This window comes from Vicinamibacterales bacterium (assembly GCA_036504215.1).
Lineage (GTDB): Bacteria > Acidobacteriota > Vicinamibacteria > Vicinamibacterales > Fen-181 > FEN-299.
This window is the reverse complement of sequence record DASXVO010000022.1, coordinates 1-16,514: the sequence shown is the minus strand read 5'-3', so window position 1 is coordinate 16,514 and position 16,514 is coordinate 1. Positions and strand designations below refer to the sequence as shown.

The following is a 16,514-nucleotide window of genomic DNA, read 5'->3' as shown; positions in this document are numbered from 1 at the left end:
GGCCTCGGTTGGCTCCTACGCGCGCCGGAGCATCCCGTATTTCAGCAGCCACTGTACGGCGAACCACGCCTGGGCCTCAGGCGCCTGTGCGGCCTCGAGCAACTGCGTCACCGTGGCACCGTTCGCGGCCTTCGAGTGAACGCGTGACAGCAGCTCATGGTCGAGCAGCACAGCGGTCTCGTTGTACGGACGGACGTCCAGGCCCTCGCCGACCGCCACCAGGCGCTCGTCGCGATGCACCCGATGCGAGGCGTAGTGGGAGAAGATCCGGCCCGCCCCAAGGTTGTACAGGTGCTCGCCCGCGGAAACGAGTCCCGTCGTCCTGGCCTGGTCGGCCAGCACGTTCCAGCACGCCTCGTAGCGCGCGACCACCCGGCTCCATTTGTACTCTCGAGCCGCCTTGGCCCGCCCGGCCGCTCCCATCGACGCTCTGAGCGAGGGGTCCTGCACGAGTCGCAGCACGCGGTCGGCGAGTTGAGGGAGATCGATCGCCACGCTCTGCGACTGGAACAGTTGCGCCGCGTCGCGGTCCAGCAGGTCGAACAGCTCCTCCACGGGGTCCAGCGCACTCCAGTACGTGTCGATCAGGAAGCCGTCCACGCCGTCGTCGATCAGATCCTTGTACCCGTCGAACCTGGAGGCGACCACGGGCAGCCCGGCAGCCATCCCCTCGATCAGGCTCAAGCCGAACGTCTCCTGAGCGTTGTCCACGGGTGACACCAGCACATCGGCCGTCGCCAGCACGTCGGCCTTCTGGTCGACCGGAAAGTTCGGGTGCACGCGCACGTGTGACGCCAGGTCGTAGCGGTCCACGTCGGCCTTGACCAGACGCAGGTCGTCCGCGGTTGCGCTCCCCGCCAGGAGGAGGCACACCGTCCGACCCGCACGCGGCAGGATGTCGTGAGCGAGGGTTCGGAGCACCGGGCCGAGATCCATCTTCTGGAAGGGCGTGATCCGGCCCAGGACCAGCAATACGACGGCGTCTGGATCGATCTTCAGTCGCGCCCGCCCCCGCGCGCGGTCGCCCGACGTCTCGAACAGATCGTCGTCGATCCCGAGCGGCAGGTGTTCCAGGTGGCCGGCGAACGCGTGCCCCGCAATCGCTGCGCCGCCTTCGAGCAGCCGGCGGAGGGCCTCGCGGCCGTCCCTGCTCGTGCAGAAAATCGCGTCGTAGGGTGCGAACTGCGCGTGTGAGACACGGACGGCGTTGTCAATCACGTCGCGTCCGTTCAGCGAGTGTGTCACGGCCGTGATGGGCCACGGGTTCGACGCGTGACGCGCCCGCAGGAAGTGAAGGCCGGGCATGAACCAGCCCCACCCGCCGAGATGGAACACGTGAAACGCGTCGGCCTCGAGAACCCCCGCCAAGTTGGGCAGCGGCACGAACCGCACCTGCGAGAGACGTCGTTCGGACAAGCCCCAGGTGCGGACCACGTCTGCGAAGACGTTCAGATTCGAAGGTGTGGGATTGCTGAAGACGAACTCGTCGAAATCACCGTATCGGAGGATGGCCTGGGCAAAATCGTGGTTGGCGACCAGACGCCCTATGTGGCGGGGCTGACGCCCGGCTTCGAGAAACGGGAAGATGGTGCCGAAGCGCTTCATGCCGTCACAGCATAGCCCAAGGGCGCCGGGGCACCAACTGACCGAGGCTGGTCTCGGCTACAGCGTCTGCTGCAGGAGCGGAGCGGTCGGCGGCCGTACCGCTCCGCTCGTCGTCATCGACGACGCGGCCGCAGCCTTCCATGCCTCCGGGCTCGCTTCGAACTCGGGCACGGCGGCCGACAGATCCGACAACGCCGCCATCGCGTCGTCGTGCTCGATGTCCTGGCGAAGCGCACGCAGCACGCGCCTGATCTTCCCCCCGTCGAACGCCGCCTGCCTCGCGGTCCAGATCCGTTGGTGCGGTGTCCGGCACAGCTCGAGGCCGTGAGTCGTCAACTCCTCATGGAGCTTCTCGCCCGGACGGAGACCCACGACCTTGATCGGCACCGTCGGGTATCCCTCGCGCTCCATCATCGCGACCAGGCGCTGCACCAGCGTCATCAGCCGCACCGGCCCCCCCATGTCCAGCCAGTACGTCTCGCCGGCCCGCCCCAGCAGATCGGCCTTCATCACCAGTGACACGGCTTCCTGCGCCGTCATGAAGTAGCGAGTGGCGTCGGGATGCGTCACGAGGAGCGGCCGGCTGTGCCGGGCTCGTTCCAGCAAGACCTCGACGACGCTACCGCTGCTGCCCAGGATGTTGCCGAAGCGAACGACCACCGGTCGGAACGTGGCCGACGCCAGGGTGACGACGGTGAGTTCCGCGAGTCGCTTCGTCGCGCCCATCACGCTGCGAGCCTGGGCCGCCTTGTCGGACGAGATGAGGACGAGTCGTGCGCCACAGTCTTCCGCCGCGCGCGCCACCGCGAGCGCGCCGAGAACGTTCGCCTCGATCGCCGGGCACAACGCGCGCTCGGTCATCGTCACGTGCTTGTAGGCCGCCGTGTGATAGATGACGTGCGGCCGGGAGGTCCGGCATGCAAGACGGATCGAACGACGGCGGCGAACGTCGCCGAGGATCGGGTCGAGCGGCAGGTCGGGGTACTCCTCCGCCAGTTCTTCCTCGATCCTGAACAGGTTGTATTCCGACTGTTCGAACAACGTGAGCCGCGCCGGGCCGCACCGCGCGATCTGGCGTGCCAACTCCGATCCCACCGACCCGCCGGCACCCGTGATCATGACCCGCTGACCCGTGAACGCCCGCCGGTCCTCAGACGTCAGGATCTCCGGGATCCGGCGGCCGAGCAGCTGCTCCTGCGTCGGGACGTCGCGCAGATCGATCACTGACCCTTCTCCGCCGGCACGGGTTCCTCAGCCCTGGTGGTCGTCTGGTTGAGGATCACGATGTCCACACGCCGGTTGCGGGCTCGGTCCGCCTCGCTGGCGTTCGGCACACGCGGATGGAACTCGGCGTAGCCGGCCGCAGAGAGCCTGTCGGGGGTGAAGCCATGTTCCTGGAGGAGGAAGGCCACCACAGCCGTGGCCCTGGCTGTCGAGAGGTCCCAGTTCGACGCGAAGCGGCTCGTGTGGATCGGCACGTCGTCGGTGTGGCCTTCCACGCGCACGAAATTCGGCAGGCCCGTGAGCGACGCCGCGATCTCGGCAATGAGGCCCCTGGTCGTATCGGACAGATCGGCACTGCCCGTCCGGAAGCTGCCGTTTTCCCGGATCGACACGACCAGGCCGCGCCGGTCGATCTCGAGGGCCACGCGCCCGTCCTTGATGGCGGGGGCGAGCCTCTCGGTCAGACGCCCCTTGACGCCGCCGAGCGCCGTCTCGAGCAGACCCCGGTCGAGCGCGGCCAGGACGTTGAGCGGCAACTTCGGAAGATCCTCGGCGTTGGCGGTCACGGGTCGGGCGGCCGAGCCGCTCTTGAACGCGACCTCTCTCGGGTCATTCGCCGGACTTGCCGTCAGCCCGGTCTTGCGCGGAAGGCCGACCGCGCCCTTGGAGTCGAACGCGACCTGCAGGGCCGAGACCAGGCGATTCATCTTCTGGAGGTCGACATTCGAGATCGCGTAGAGCGTCGTGAAGAAGGCGAAGAGGAGTGTGATGAAATCGGCGTACGAGACCATCCATCGGTGTTGGTTGACCGGTTCGGCCTCTATCCGCCGGCGATATCGGTAGCCCGGTGCAGGTGTCATCACGGCTCGTGCCTTACGCCGCCCGACCGTCTGGCTCGGCGGCCCGGGCAGCGGGCGTTCCGGTGAATCCGCGGAGTTTCTGGTCGATGAGCCGCGGGTTGAGCCCTTCCTGGATCGCGAGCACGCCTTCGAAAACCAGGATGCGGCGCCGCGCCGCTTCCGTGGCGCGCACGCGGAGCTTGTTGGCGATGGGCAGCAGGATCAAGTTGGCCACGCCGACGCCGTACACCGTCGCGACGAAGGCCACCGCGATGCCGCTCCCCAGACGGCTCGGATCACTGAGATTCTCCATCACGTGGATGAGGCCGAGGACCGCGCCCAGGATGCCGACGGTCGGCGCGTACCCCCCGGCCGCGTCGTACACGCGGCTCGGTTGGAGGTCGCGCTCTTCGGCTCCTGCCAGATCGATCTCGAGCATCTCGCGTACCGTCTTCGGGTTCACCCCGTCCACCGCCAGCATCAGCCCCTTCCGAAGCAACGGGTCCTTCGCATGCGCCGATTCTTCTTCCAGGGCGAGCATGCCGTCTTTCCGGGCGATGCGGGCGTACCGCAGGATCGCGCTGACCGTCGAGTCAGCCGACTCGTCGTCTTCGGTGAAGACGCGGCCCAGACTGGCCACAGCCCGCTTCACGTCGGCGAATGGAAAACTCACGAGCACGGCTCCGAGCGTCCCGCCAAATACAATGATGGCCGCGGTCAATTGCAGCAGCGACCGGGCCGAACCGCCCTCGAGCACCTGGCCAAGCAGGATGATGCCGATCCCGAGAGGAACGCCCATCACCGATGTCAGGTCGAGCCGTCGTTTGCGCACGTTGCGTGGAGCCATGGATCACCCGTCCGAGCCGGCCGATCCGTCCGCCATTCGCAGAACCGGACCTGCCTGCACCGCCCGCTTGAAGTCGATCACTCGCCGCACGATTTCCTCTGGCGTCTCCCGCACCAGGAATCGGTCGCCATTCACCAATCCGATGACAGTATCCGGCGTCCGCTCGATCCACTCGACGAGGTCGGCGTTCAGCAACATCGGCGAACCGTCGAGCCGCGTCACGGAAATCATGTCACGCCACCTGGCCAGGCCGTCCAACGGCGTCGGCCGATCGGATGATCTCGGCGAGCGACGCCGTCTCACCCGCCGGGGCCGCCCGCTCGAAGACCCGTCGCATGAACGCCAAATCGTCTGCCGTATCCACCGTCAGCCGCAGATCGGGCCGTCTCAGCGCCGGTGGCGCTTCGGGTGCGAGGGCCAGGAACCGGGACGGATTCCGGTAGATATACGGTGTCACGTGCTCCCGGTCGTAAGCGCCTCGCGTCTGTGCCAGCGCCTGGTACAAGGCCGCCACGCGGACAGCCTCAACTGCGGCTCCGATCGGCAACCCTGTTTCCACCACGCGGTCGGCTCCACCTGCGAGAATCGCCGCTCCAACCCGCGCTGGGGCGTCGATGTCGACGGCAGGATTGTCCGCCGTCGCCCGGATGAAGAAGCGGGCGTCAAGATAATCGGCAGCCAGGGCAAAACGCTGAAGCACGTCGTCTTCCGGACCTCGAACGACGCGAATTCCCAGACATTCGGCCGCCTCCACCAGAGGGTCGTCGCCCGGCCTGTCGGACGTGGCCAGCACCACCGGCCCAACACCCGCCCGCTGGAGCCGCGCCACACAGTGCGCAAACACGGTCCGACCGACGAGGTCGGCCAGCACTTTGCCTGGCAATCGGCTGGACCCCATCCTCGCCTGCAGGATGATCGGCAGGCCGCCGAGATTCATGCCACCTCCGTGACGCGCCGCCCCGTCGCGCGCTCGGTCAATGCCGTCAGCCGCGTCGAATCCACGAAGAAGGACGACTCGTAATTGGTTATCCACAGATCCGGTGTGAACTCGCCAATCACCGGCTTCACGTCGCGACCAATCGCGAGTTCGACCAGCATCCGCGGGAAGTCGGCCCCGGCCGCAATCGTCAGTGGAATGCCGCCGGAAAATCGTGGGTTGATCTCGAAGATGACTGGCACGCCGTCGACGACACGGCACTGGATGTTACACGGTCCCTCGAACTTCAGGACCGCGCAGCAGGTGAGGGCCAGATCGATCAGCACCTGATCGCGAACCGTCCGTCCGCGGTCGATGACGCCGGCGCGGATGACCGCGCGTTCGCGGGGCACGATGGAGATGGGCGTCCCATTGAAGTCGCAGAAGAGATCGATCGTGAATTCAGGGCCGTTGAGGTACTCCTGGATGACCGGATCGGGCACGTACGACAGGAAGAAGTCGAGTTGGCGGCGGTCGTCCGCGCGAAAAGCCCCGATGCTCCCCCGGCCGAAGCGGGGCTTCACGAACACAGGGAACGCCACGTCATCGGGAAGCGTCTCGGGCAGGTACGACTCGGCGGCGGCCACGCGCCGGTCACGCAAGTAGGCACACGTCGCGAACTTGTCGTTGCACAGCGTCGTGACGAACGCGTCCGAGATGGCCACGCACACGCCGATCCGTGCGAACCTGTCGCGGGCATCACTGAACAGCGGCAACTCGTCGTCGATCGTCGGAATGAGCAGACCGATCCGTTCGCGGTTGCAAATCTCCGTGACGCAGTCCAGGTAGCCCGGGTCGTTGGAGAGCGGTACCAGGTGCGCCCGATCGGCCACGAGCACGGTTGGCGACAACGGATTGACGTCGGTCACGTGGACCGAACCGGCCAGTCGGAGGTCCCGGAGGGCACGGCGGAAGCCCTCGAGCAGCGGAACGCGCCGCGAGCCGGCCGTAAGGAGTACGTTAAGCGACATGAACGACGTGCCCTTTCTCACGCTGTGCCTCGATGTCTGTGTCGAGGAATGGTCCGCCCGACCCGACCCGGCGAACCAGGCGAACGCCAACGAGTTCGCGCCAGCGGTCCGCCGCGAGCCCGGACGCCGGGCGGAGCGCGGTGAAATCCTCCGGCCCGACGACGTCTCCCACCTCGAGGTCCCGTAGCGCGTAGAGGCTTCGGCGGCTGGCCTCCACGTTCACGGCCTCAGCAGGTAGACAGATCTTCCGGCCGTGGCCGAGGGCCCGTCGCGCCCGCTCGGCCTCGACGATGATCCTGCAAAGTTCGGTCGGCGTCGAGGAGACGGCGGCGTCTGCTCCGCAGTTTGCCTCGTCGAGTACGAAATGACGCTCGTAGATCGAAGCCCCGAGCGCGACCGCCAACGCGGCAGCGAGGGGTTCGGTGGTGTGGTCCGACAGTCCAACGGGCACGGCGAACACGCGCGCGAGCTCGGCGATCGCGCGCAGGTTCTCGCTCCCCGCCGGCACCGGGTACGCAGACACGCAGTGCAGCAGGCCAATCTGACGCGCTCCCGCGCTGCGCGCGCAGCCCACCGCCGCCGCCACGTCGTGCAAGTCACTCATGCCGGTCGACAGGATCAACGGACGACCGGTGCGGGCGGCCCGCTCGATGAGCCTCGTGTGTGTCAGGTCGCCGCTCGCGATTTTCAGCGCGTCGCAGCCGATGCGATCGAGCAGATCCACCGCCTCTTCGCTGAACGGCGTGGACATCATCGCGACGCCCCGCACCCGGGCCCGCTCGGCGATCGCCCGGTGCGCCGCTTCGTCCAACTCGAACTGGCGGAAGAATTCGCGGAGCGATCGGGCCGCGACGTGCGCGGGCGCCGGACAGCTCTCAGCCACGAGCCGATCGGCCTCGATCGTTTGAAGCTTGACGGCCGAGGCCCCCGCGTCGGCAGCCGCATCGAGCAGGTCGAGCGCTGTCTGGAGGGAGCCGCGGTGGTTGATCCCCAGTTCTGCGATGACGAACAGCGGCTCGGCCGGTCCAACGTGGCGGGCTCCGATCTCAATGCACATACGCCAACTCCTCGCCGATCCACCGCGCGGCGATTGAGGGGATCTCCGACACCGATCGCACGACCGCATCCGGCTCGGGTCCCGCAGCCATGCCGCTCATTGCCGACCTGCGAACGAGCACCGTCCGCATTCCGACCTGCATCGCGCCTCCGATATCGCGCACCGGGTCGTCTCCAGCAAAGACCGCTCGCGCGGGCTCGCTGCCGAGACGCGCGAGCATCTCGAGAAACGGCGCTGCGCTCGGCTTGCCGCCGTCGAACTCGTCGGCATAGACGACAGCATCCACGAGATCCCGGAGCCGGAGCGCGCGCACCTTCGCCGCCTGGACGGATGGTAGCCCGTTCGTGAGGATCCCGGTTCGCCAGGACGGCCGCAACGAGAGAAGGGTCTCCCGGGATGGTCGCGGAAGCCGCAACCGCGGCTCGTGAGCGCGGTAGATCGCCAGCCAGCGGGAGGTATTCCCCGCCGGAAGCCCGAAGCACTCGCACACGTCCTGAAACGCCCGCGCACGGCGACCTCGTCGCAGCGCGCCAACCAAAACCGTGAGGATCTCACGCTCCGGAACGCCCGACTCCAGCGCCGCGGCGCTGGCGACCGCGTGATAGCCGCTCAGCACGAACCGTCGCTCGCGGTAGAGCGTCTCGTCGAGGTCGAAGATGATCGCGCGCCGCGTCATGGCCACAGCCTTCGGATGGCAGTCGCCACGCGCTCGGCGCCGCGCCGGTCAACCAGCGATGCCGCGGCGCTCGCCAGGCGCCGACGCGTCGCGCCGTCCTGCAGCAGGTTGACCACCTCGCCAACGACGCGCGTGACGACAATCGCCGGGGAGTCGCCGCGGCCCGACGCGAGCCCTCCGCCGATGATCGCTCCGCGCGCCGCAAATGCTGTCACGGTCGGCACCTGCGACGCCACGACGGCGATCCCCACTGTCGGCACACCGAGCGCGCACGATTCGTAGAGCGTCACGCCCCCGCCGACAATGGCCACCGAAGCCTGCCGCAACGCGTCGGAAAGGCCATCGGGCCGAATCCAACGAATCCCGGCAGGCCCCCGCTGGCGTCCGGTTGCGCTGAATCCGCCGGCAACGAGGACCTCGGCCGCCGGCCGCCGAACGCGCAGGGCTCGTGCCAGTCGCACGGCCAACCCCCGGCGGCGCCCTCCACCGAGCGCGATCACCACCGACTCCCCCGCCGCCGGCCGACGCGGCCCTGCCCGCGCCGTCCGACCAAGAATCGCGTACGAAGTACCGATCAACACCCGGGCGACCACGCCCGCCGGCGCCTGCGCCGTGAGGCTCCCATCCACGATCAGGTCCGCATCGCCGAACCCGATCCCGAGGTCGTGGATGCTGACGATCGGGACGCCCAGCCCGCGCGCGGCGCGTCGCCATGGTGCGGTGGCGCGAGCCTCACGGTCGTCGATGATCAGGATTCGGGGGCGCTGTCGAAGGAGGATATTCCGGGCGCTGGATCCGTCGACCACCCGTACACCAAGCCGCCGTGCGGCGCGGAGCGTGGCGGACGATCCGCGAATCGACATGACGGGCGGAACGTGCAGGGCGCGAGACAGCGACAGGGCACGTTGCAGGTGGCCAAATCCCGTCCGGGGCCCGGCGGCCACGCGGAACAGCACGGAGCCGATGCGCGGATCGCCCCGCTGGCGCGAACACGGCCCTGCACGGCGTTGGCGCGCGCCGGGTCTCCGGGCCGCATGGTCGTCGTCTCTCATCATGAGGCGCCGCGCGGGCATGCGAGCAGGGCCCTCACGCTCTCGATGACCCGCTCGACCTCCTCGTCCGTCATGGCCGAGGAGAACGGCAACGACATCGTCCGATCGCACACGAACTCGGCGTTCGGGAACATCCCGCGCTTGAGGCCGAGGCGATCCGCATAGTACGCAAACAGATGAAGCGCCGTGAAATGCACGCTCGTGCCGATGCCCCTCTCGCGCAACGCCTCGCGCAGGCCGTCGCGGGAGCAGCCCGCGACGTCGGGATCGACGAGCAGCGTGTAGAGGTGCCTGGCGTGGCGGGTTCCCGGCGCGGGCTCGGCGGGGCGCGTCACCGGCAGATCGGCAAATGCCTCGTCATAGCGGGCCCAGATCGCTTCCCTCCGGGCCTGCATGTCGGCCAGGCGGCGGAGCTGCTGCAGCCCGACTGCCGCCTGCAGATCGGTCATGTTGTACTTGAAGCCGGCCATGACCACGTCGTACAGACGGCCGCCGGCTCGCGAATAGCGCGCCCAGGCGTCCCGGCTCATTCCCTGCAGCGCCGCGATGCGCAGCCACTCGGCCTGCTCACGCGAATCGGTCGTGATCATGCCGCCTTCACCGGTCGTGAGATTCTTCGTCGCATAGAAGCTGAAACAGGTGAAGTCGCCGATCGCCCCAATGCGCTCACCGCCAATCATCCCGTCCACGCAGTGCGCCGCGTCCTCGATCAACGCCAGGTCCCGCCTGCGCGCCAGCGCGCGGAGGGTGAGCACATCCGCCGGACGTCCGCCGAAGTGCACTGGGAGCAGCACCCTGGTTTTTGGCGTGATCGCCGCTTCGACCGCCGCGGGATCGATGTTCATCGTCAGCAGGTCGATGTCGGCGAAGACCGGCGTCGCCCCGGTGTGCAGCACGGCGTTGGCTGTCGCGCAGAAGGTGAGCGGCGTCGTGATCACCTCGTCGCCCGGTCCGACGCCTTCGGCCAACAGCGAGAGGTGCAGCGCCGCGGTGCAGGAGTTGACCGCGACGCCATATCGTGCCCCGACGAAAGCGGCGAACGCCGTCTCGAACTCCTTCGTGCGCGGCCCGCACGACAACCATCCCGACCGCATCGCGTCGGCGACCGCTTCGATCTCCTCGGGGCCGATGGTCGGCCGGGAGAATTCGATGAACGGATGCGTCTCTACCGTGACTCGGACTGCCATGACTGATCTCCCTGTGGGAGTCGGAATCGAAGCAGGCAGCCGTGATCGTGATCGACCGCGACGCCGTACCCTTTGATGACGACCAATCCGTGAAGGCGGCCGAAAGAGCGCCCATCGACCATCGTCACGCATCCACGCCACGTGCCCGCGGTCGTGAACGCGTGCACCCCGCCGCAGTAGTCCGCCACGAGCACCAGTTCGTCCGTCAACGCCACCGCCACGGGGGCAACCAGGTCCGGATGCTGCAACACGCCGAGAATTTCGCCGGTGGCACGGGCCAGGCGACGCACGGCGTGCCTGCGCCATTCCGCCACCCATAGACTCTCGGAATCGATGGCGACCGCGGTCGGAGCGCTCAGGCGCGGATAGGCGCCGAGCGCGCACCCGCGATCGTCATACTGCTCGACCCGATCGTTGTCGCGGTCTGCGACGAACAGACCTTCGGCGTCCGCGGCCAGACCGAGCGGCCCGTTGAACGCATCTGGACGCTCGCCGTGATGGCCCCACCGGTCGACGATCTTGCCGGCCGCGTCCAGGTGGAGCAGGCAATCGTGCTGAACATCCGAAACGTACCAGCCGCCGGCCGGGCCGGCCGCGATCCCTCGGGGATGTGTTCCGGCCGGCAGCGCGAACCGACCGAGCGGCGCGCAGTCGGCGTCGAACACCCACACCGCCGGCTGCCTGGCCGCCACGACCGCCAGTTGTCCGTGCGCGACCGTGGCGTGCCGCAGATCTCCCTCGACCGGGGGGGCGGTCCAGCAGATCGTGGCAGACGGATCCTGTCGTCGTTCGAGCACACCCACCCGCGTCTTCAGCGCCGAGAGCCGCGCGGTCGGCGCCCAGAGGCTCGAAAGTGCCGCGGGGTCCACCGCCGTACCGATTACGGCGTCGTGCCGCGCTCGCGACGCGCTGCGCTCACTCTGGAGGTGGAGCGTCACAGTTTCACGCGCCCGCCGTCGCCGCTCGATGGCCAGCCGCGATCGCAGTCCCTTCAGCAGCAACCGTCTGCGCACGCGGGCGGACGGACCCGACAGATAGGCCTCGGCCGCCACCACCCGTTGTTCGAGCTGCCGATCCACCGCGCGAGGGGACAGCCCCGTCGGCCAGGCCATCGCCCAACTGCGCGCCGCGTCGCTCGCACGACCGTCAGCCAGCTGGGCCGCTCCAAGCCGAGTGTCGATCGCCGCGAGAACCTCGGGCGCGGACCGCAGCGCGCCGGCGCCTGACGTGAGTTCGCGGCGGGCCTCCGCCAGTTCGGCCATCGACGCGGTCTGCCGCCAGCGCTCGAAATCGGGCAACATCGCCAGCGCGAGATCGACGTTCAGAATCCGACCATTTGCCGAAGTGATTTCGAGGTGGGGCGGGCTCCAATGGAGGCGAACCGGAAACCAGGTGGTGGGATCGACGCCGATTCGGAAGAACGGCCAGCCGCCGGTCGCGCCGAGCGCACCGTGCGACGCCGTCGTCGAGCGCAGGCGACCGCCAGTGGTCGCGATGAACGCACCATCGAAGTCGAACACCTGTACCCGGTTATTCCAGCGGTCGGCGACCGCCAGCCAGGTGCCGTCGTGTGGATCCGTTCCCAGATCCTCGCCAGGGAACTCGGGCCGTATCAGCGTGATGTCGGACGGGACGTCGAATTGTCCTTCGCCGTTGCCGGCACTCCCAAACGCGAAGAGAAAGACACCCTGACCGTCGAAGACCTGGATCCGGTGGTTCCAGGCGTCACACACGAACAGCCGGCACGCCTCAATCGTCTCACTGGCCAAGAGTGCGAGGCCCCTGGGATGGCGAAATTCTCCAGCCCCGCCGCCCATCTGGCCGAAACTCCAGTGGTAGCCGGTGGACTCTTCGATGACCACGCGGTGATGGAATTCGTCGCTGAAATACCGGCGGCCGTCGGGGCCGGTCGCCGCGGAATAGATCGGGCCCGCCCCCCCCACATCATGGATGACCTGGCTTGCGGCACGCGAGGGCACAGTCCCGCCGGTCATATCGTCTGCCGGGCGCGTGATGCTGGCCACAAGTCCTCCAGAAACCCTGCACGCCGTGTGGGCGCACAACGACGGACGCACGACACGGGCGGTCGTCCAGCCGACGTCCAACCGTGCGGCGATTTCGTCGATATCCGGTGTGTTTCGCCCGCACGTCGCATCGGCACGCCGTGGTACCGCTCGGACCTGCAAGTGAAATACCAGCGCCAGGGCCCACTTCACCGCCCTCCCGGTGCTCCAACTCGCATCTTCCGAGCAGACACCGGTGCCCGGTCCCGGGCTATATCCCGGCCGACATGGTCGCACAAGAGGGGGCCGGTGCGCACGCGCTCAGCAGACTGGCGAGGCGGATCGCGCGCCCGGAGACCGCGAGATAGGCTGCGGTCTGGGTTCGCGTGAGCGTCCGCAGGTCGGAAGCCACAATCGATTCAAGTTCAACCCGAAGACCGGTCACCAGAGGCAGGCAGGAAGGTTCAATCTCGCCGAGCAGCAGGAGTCGCTCGAGGTGCCGATGCGTGCGCGCGGCCAGATCGGCCTGTTCCTTCCGCGGCGCGCCCGGAAGCCGCCGGAGCAGGGCCCCGGCATTCCGGGCCTCGGTCTCGACCTCCGCAAGGGCTTTGATCACCGGCGTGGCCCACGCCCAGTCGGTCAGGCCGGAGGGCAGCAAATCTCGCTTCGGCGCCTGTACGCCCGCGGCAGGGTGCGGGAAGCCCAGCGAGTCCCCCCACGCTTGCCCCGTCAGGTCGCGGAGAATATCCGTCGGCTTCATCGTCGAGGCAACGAGAGGGCGGTACTCGACGCCTCCTGACGCCGCGCGAACGGCGCACAGGACTCGCCCGCCAGGCACGGTTGGCACACCGGGCTCGCCCATCGCGAAGCGGACCAGTGCCGCCCCCGCCCCGGGCGAGAGGTACTCGTGGCACGATCGGTGGTTGCAGTCCGCCCCCGCCGGACACGGAAAGCACGCGATCTCCGGCTCGACAATGAGATGACCGACACCGTACGGACCCGTCTCGTGAGCGAGCGCGGGGCCCAGCGTGATCTCCAGCACCTTGGTGCCGACCGCTGTGGCCACGTGCATGGTTCCGGTGTCGTTGGTGACGAGAAGGCGGCAACGCCCGAGCAGCGCACCGAGTTCCGTCAAGGACGTGGAGCCGACCGCGTCGAGCACCGGGCGCCTGACGACCGCCTTGAAGCGGTCCGCCAAGGGGCGCTCACCCGCAGTCCCAACGAGCACGAAATCGGCGACATCGGCGGGAAGTTGGTCCACCAGTCCGGCGAAGTTCTCGGGGCGCCACTGACGGATCTGCTCGCTCGCACCCAGTTGCAGCGCGATCAGCGGGCGCACCCCCGCCTTGTGCTCGTTCAACCATTCCTCAATCCGGTGGCGCGCGGGATCGGGCACGGCGAGATCGAGGGCTCCATCGTCACAGCCCACATCCGCGGACCACGTGTAGAGATCAACCAGGTTGAACGCGCGAAGCAGGCGGGACCTCGCCGTGGCCCAGAAATACTGCATCCACGCGCCGCGAATCGCCCGCTTGCGGTCCGCGCCAAAGACCACGCCCCGCCGCTCGCGGCTCGGGACGGCCGCCATCAGATAGCCCGACACATCGCTGTGCGTGAGGTTGAGGGCAAGGTCGTACGGCTCGCTTCCCAACTCCTCGATCAGGCTCCGAAGCCGGGTCAGTCCGTCCCGCCATTGATCGGGATTCGTGGCCACGGTGGCAAAGAGCGCCGAATGTGGGAAGCTGACGAGACGGTCGTACAGGCGTGTCGGTATGGGCACGCTGGCAAAACCGTCGAGCAGAACCAGGGTCACGTGCCAGTCGGGGTGCTCCCGACGAATCCCCCTCAGCATGGGCGTCGTCTGGAGGATGTCTCCCATGCGGCACAGTTGCAGGACGAGCACGCGGCGCGGCTTCACTTCGTGCTCCGTACGGCGCCGAGCAGGCGTAGCAGCGCCTCGTCGCGCGTCATCTCGGGGCTCGCCTGGCCCGCGTGATCGATTGCCGCGTCGAGCGTGTCGTCGCCGCCTCGCCTGGTGCGGAGGATGGCCCCCGCGGCGAAGTCGGGCCCCACCGCTTCACGCAGAATTTCACGCGCCCGGTGCTCGAACGTGTGTGCCGCCAGCGCTCGCGCGCGAGCCCGCCGTGCGAACGCCTGCCGCTCCTCGGGATGTGCCAGATAGTGGGAGAGACATTCGCGCAGTTCCGACACCGAACGGAAGCTGACGACCTCGGTCTCGGCAAAAGCGTCGCGAAGCGGCTGCCTCGCGTCCACGAGTTGGAACGCGGCGCACGCTGCCAACTCGAAGGTGCGTGGGTTGAGATAGTCCGGATCGGGGTCCAGTCCTTCGGTGTGGGCCGCCGAGTGGATATTCAGATTGACCCGTGAACCGGCGAAGACGCGGACCATTTCATCGAGGGAGAAGCGATGTCCCGTGCCGACGGCCATCGAGGCCAGCTCGGTCTGATCCCACCCTTCGCCCCAAATCCTCGGTGACCAGTCGGCAAGCGTCCCCAGCAACCGCCGCCGATTCAGGTACGGCGCCCCCGCGAAGCTCACATCCGTTTCGTACCGGCTGCGCTCCTCCGGGGTCAGCACAACGGGCACGTGACGTTCGCGATCGCACGCCGTTGGCAAGTACACCGCCCTGGCCGCGCCGGCCGCTTTCACCTGGTCGATGAACGGCTGCACTTGGATTGCGAAGAACACATCGTAGCTGCGTGCGACATCTTTCCAATACGGCAGCACGCGCCCGTTCTCGACGAACCAGAATGCCGTGCGGGAGCCCATCTCGCGAAGCCGACGAAGACTCGGCTCCGAGAGCGGGGCCTGCGCGAGCGCCAGGACGAGGTCCGGCTTCCACGCCTCGGCCCGGCGGACCACCGTCTCACCGAGCATCTCCGCCAGACTGGCCTGGAGCGATCGGCGCCCCTCGGTGGGGAGTTCGAACTGCTCGATCGCGCGCCAACCCTCGCCAAACGGGGCGAAATCGAGAAAGCTCGTGTCCGCGCCAATGGCCGTCATCGCTCGGGCTGTGGACCGCGAGGTTTCCAGCGAGCCCCCGTAGATCGGACCGACGACGAGGACGCGGGGCGGCCGCGTGGGCGGAGGAATGCGCGGCCACGACGTGACCAGCGCACCGAGACCTGCGCTCCCGGCCACCCTGCCGCCGAGCGGCGCGAGATCCGACACGCGGGACTTGAAGAGTACCCGTTCGGTGGCATCTCCGAGCGTGTCGAGCAGCACGACCGGAACCTGCCGGAGAATGGCCCGGAGATCCCGCGCCGACATCGCGGCGACCAGCGCGTCGGTACCGTCCTCGACGATGGCCGCCACCTCGACGCCCCGTTCGAACAACGCCTCCACGAGGTACCCGGCTCCGATGCCGGCCACAGCAACGCGGGGAAAGGGCACGGCCGCGGCCTGACGCCGTGCGGCCTCGACCGGCGCGCGCCGGCTTTCGAGGGGATGGCCCCCCTGCTCGACTATCGCTCCGCCGTCGGCCGAGGACGCGATGCCGAACCCGCGCAGAACGGGCGACGCCTCAACGCGGCGTCCGGTTTCCGGCGAACGTTCGAGGAGCGCGGCCAGATTGTCCCGAAAGAGGTCGGTCACGGCAGGCTCTCACGACACCGAGCGCGGGACATCCGGGACTGCACCGCGAAGAGCATCCAGCAGGTCCGGCCAGGCGCGGAGCGCCGGAGCGATGTCATACTCGATCACGTCGGCCACGGTAATCCAGTCCCCCGTCGACTGTGACGCGATCAGCGAGTCGGCGTGGGCAATGAGCTCGTCAATCATCTGCGCCCCAGTCCCCTTGGCGCACGATACGTTGGCCAGATCCACACCGACCGCCTGGCTGAGCGCCTGCACGATCGCCACGAGAGTGCCCAGTCCCTGCGCAAGCTGCGTCAGGTCTTCGTTCGCTGTCTTGACGTCGAAACCGCGGAACGACTCCCCAACCCGTTCCGCTCCGACTGCCAGGGAGTTCGCAGCCCCGACCGCCTCGTCCAGGCTGCTGAGGAGCAAATCGCGGGGAGAGGAAGATTCCGCCTCGATCACCGCCAGCGACGAGAG

General features: G+C 68.1%; 15 protein-coding genes. All 15 read right to left on the bottom strand.

Going from position 1 to position 16,514, the window contains the following annotated elements; genetic code table 11:
• Positions 1 to 15 precede the first annotated feature (15 nt).
• On the bottom strand, positions 16 to 1,605 hold the full coding sequence (locus VGK32_05870; GenBank protein HEY3381276.1) for a glycosyltransferase family 4 protein: 1,590 nt from the start codon (positions 1,603 to 1,605) through the stop codon (positions 16 to 18).
• A gap of 57 nt (positions 1,606 to 1,662) precedes the next feature.
• A complete protein-coding gene (locus VGK32_05865) occupies positions 1,663 to 2,829 on the bottom strand; it encodes a polysaccharide biosynthesis protein (protein ID HEY3381275.1) in 1,167 nt (388 codons plus the stop codon).
• On the bottom strand, positions 2,826 to 3,689 hold the full coding sequence (locus tag VGK32_05860; GenBank protein HEY3381274.1) for a flagellar motor protein MotB: 864 nt from the start codon (positions 3,687 to 3,689) through the stop codon (positions 2,826 to 2,828). The genes VGK32_05865 and VGK32_05860 overlap by 4 nt, the downstream gene beginning before the upstream one ends.
• Before the next feature lie 13 nt (positions 3,690 to 3,702).
• Positions 3,703 to 4,515: a flagellar motor protein gene (locus VGK32_05855; protein ID HEY3381273.1), complete on the bottom strand. Its 813-nt coding sequence runs from the start codon at positions 4,513 to 4,515 to the stop codon at positions 3,703 to 3,705.
• A 3-nt stretch (positions 4,516 to 4,518) separates the two neighbouring features.
• Entirely contained in the window at positions 4,519 to 4,746 is a 228-nt protein-coding gene (locus VGK32_05850) for a flagellar FlbD family protein (protein HEY3381272.1), read from the bottom strand.
• Between the two features lies 1 nt (position 4,747).
• On the bottom strand, positions 4,748 to 5,452 hold the full coding sequence (locus VGK32_05845) for an NTP transferase domain-containing protein (GenBank protein ID HEY3381271.1): 705 nt from the start codon (positions 5,450 to 5,452) through the stop codon (positions 4,748 to 4,750).
• Positions 5,449 to 6,483 carry an ATP-grasp domain-containing protein gene (locus tag VGK32_05840; GenBank protein ID HEY3381270.1) on the bottom strand — a complete coding sequence of 345 codons (1,035 nt, stop codon included), beginning with the start codon at positions 6,481 to 6,483 and terminating at the stop codon, positions 5,449 to 5,451. The genes VGK32_05845 and VGK32_05840 overlap by 4 nt, the downstream gene beginning before the upstream one ends.
• Positions 6,452 to 7,519 (bottom strand): N-acetylneuraminate synthase family protein, encoded by a 1,068-nt coding sequence (locus VGK32_05835; GenBank protein HEY3381269.1) that lies wholly within the window; start codon positions 7,517 to 7,519, stop codon positions 6,452 to 6,454. Before VGK32_05835 ends, VGK32_05840 begins: the two co-directional genes overlap by 32 nt.
• Complete coding sequence (locus tag VGK32_05830; GenBank protein ID HEY3381268.1) at positions 7,509 to 8,195, bottom strand: HAD family hydrolase; 687 nt, start codon at positions 8,193 to 8,195, stop codon at positions 7,509 to 7,511. The genes VGK32_05835 and VGK32_05830 overlap by 11 nt, the downstream gene beginning before the upstream one ends.
• On the bottom strand, positions 8,192 to 9,250 hold the full coding sequence (locus tag VGK32_05825; protein ID HEY3381267.1) for a hypothetical protein: 1,059 nt from the start codon (positions 9,248 to 9,250) through the stop codon (positions 8,192 to 8,194). Before VGK32_05825 ends, VGK32_05830 begins: the two co-directional genes overlap by 4 nt.
• On the bottom strand, positions 9,247 to 10,434 hold the full coding sequence (locus VGK32_05820; protein ID HEY3381266.1) for a DegT/DnrJ/EryC1/StrS family aminotransferase: 1,188 nt from the start codon (positions 10,432 to 10,434) through the stop codon (positions 9,247 to 9,249). The genes VGK32_05825 and VGK32_05820 overlap by 4 nt, the downstream gene beginning before the upstream one ends.
• On the bottom strand, positions 10,413 to 12,458 hold the full coding sequence (locus VGK32_05815) for an NHL repeat-containing protein (protein ID HEY3381265.1): 2,046 nt from the start codon (positions 12,456 to 12,458) through the stop codon (positions 10,413 to 10,415). The genes VGK32_05820 and VGK32_05815 overlap by 22 nt, the downstream gene beginning before the upstream one ends.
• 250 nt (positions 12,459 to 12,708) lie before the next feature.
• Positions 12,709 to 14,355 carry a glycosyltransferase family 9 protein gene (locus tag VGK32_05810; GenBank protein HEY3381264.1) on the bottom strand — a complete coding sequence of 549 codons (1,647 nt, stop codon included), beginning with the start codon at positions 14,353 to 14,355 and terminating at the stop codon, positions 12,709 to 12,711.
• Positions 14,352 to 16,052 carry a glycosyltransferase gene (locus VGK32_05805; GenBank protein ID HEY3381263.1) on the bottom strand — a complete coding sequence of 567 codons (1,701 nt, stop codon included), beginning with the start codon at positions 16,050 to 16,052 and terminating at the stop codon, positions 14,352 to 14,354. The genes VGK32_05810 and VGK32_05805 overlap by 4 nt, the downstream gene beginning before the upstream one ends.
• 9 nt (positions 16,053 to 16,061) lie before the next feature.
• Positions 16,062 to 16,514: hypothetical protein (locus VGK32_05800; protein HEY3381262.1), on the bottom strand; the 453-nt coding region annotated here is incomplete at its 5' end.

Coding starts and splice junctions, on each gene's coding strand:
- VGK32_05870 (HEY3381276.1), bottom strand. CDS start 1,605: ATGAAGCGCTTCGGCACCATCTTCCCGTTTCTCGAAGCCGGGCGTCAG.
- VGK32_05835 (HEY3381269.1), bottom strand. CDS start 7,519: ATGTGCATTGAGATCGGAGCCCGCCACGTTGGACCGGCCGAGCCGCTG.
- VGK32_05860 (HEY3381274.1), bottom strand. CDS start 3,689: ATGACACCTGCACCGGGCTACCGATATCGCCGGCGGATAGAGGCCGAA.
- VGK32_05830 (HEY3381268.1), bottom strand. CDS start 8,195: ATGACGCGGCGCGCGATCATCTTCGACCTCGACGAGACGCTCTACCGC.
- VGK32_05850 (HEY3381272.1), bottom strand. CDS start 4,746: ATGATTTCCGTGACGCGGCTCGACGGTTCGCCGATGTTGCTGAACGCC.
- VGK32_05845 (HEY3381271.1), bottom strand. CDS start 5,452: ATGAATCTCGGCGGCCTGCCGATCATCCTGCAGGCGAGGATGGGGTCC.
- VGK32_05855 (HEY3381273.1), bottom strand. CDS start 4,515: ATGGCTCCACGCAACGTGCGCAAACGACGGCTCGACCTGACATCGGTG.
- VGK32_05820 (HEY3381266.1), bottom strand. CDS start 10,434: ATGGCAGTCCGAGTCACGGTAGAGACGCATCCGTTCATCGAATTCTCC.
- VGK32_05825 (HEY3381267.1), bottom strand. CDS start 9,250: ATGATGAGAGACGACGACCATGCGGCCCGGAGACCCGGCGCGCGCCAA.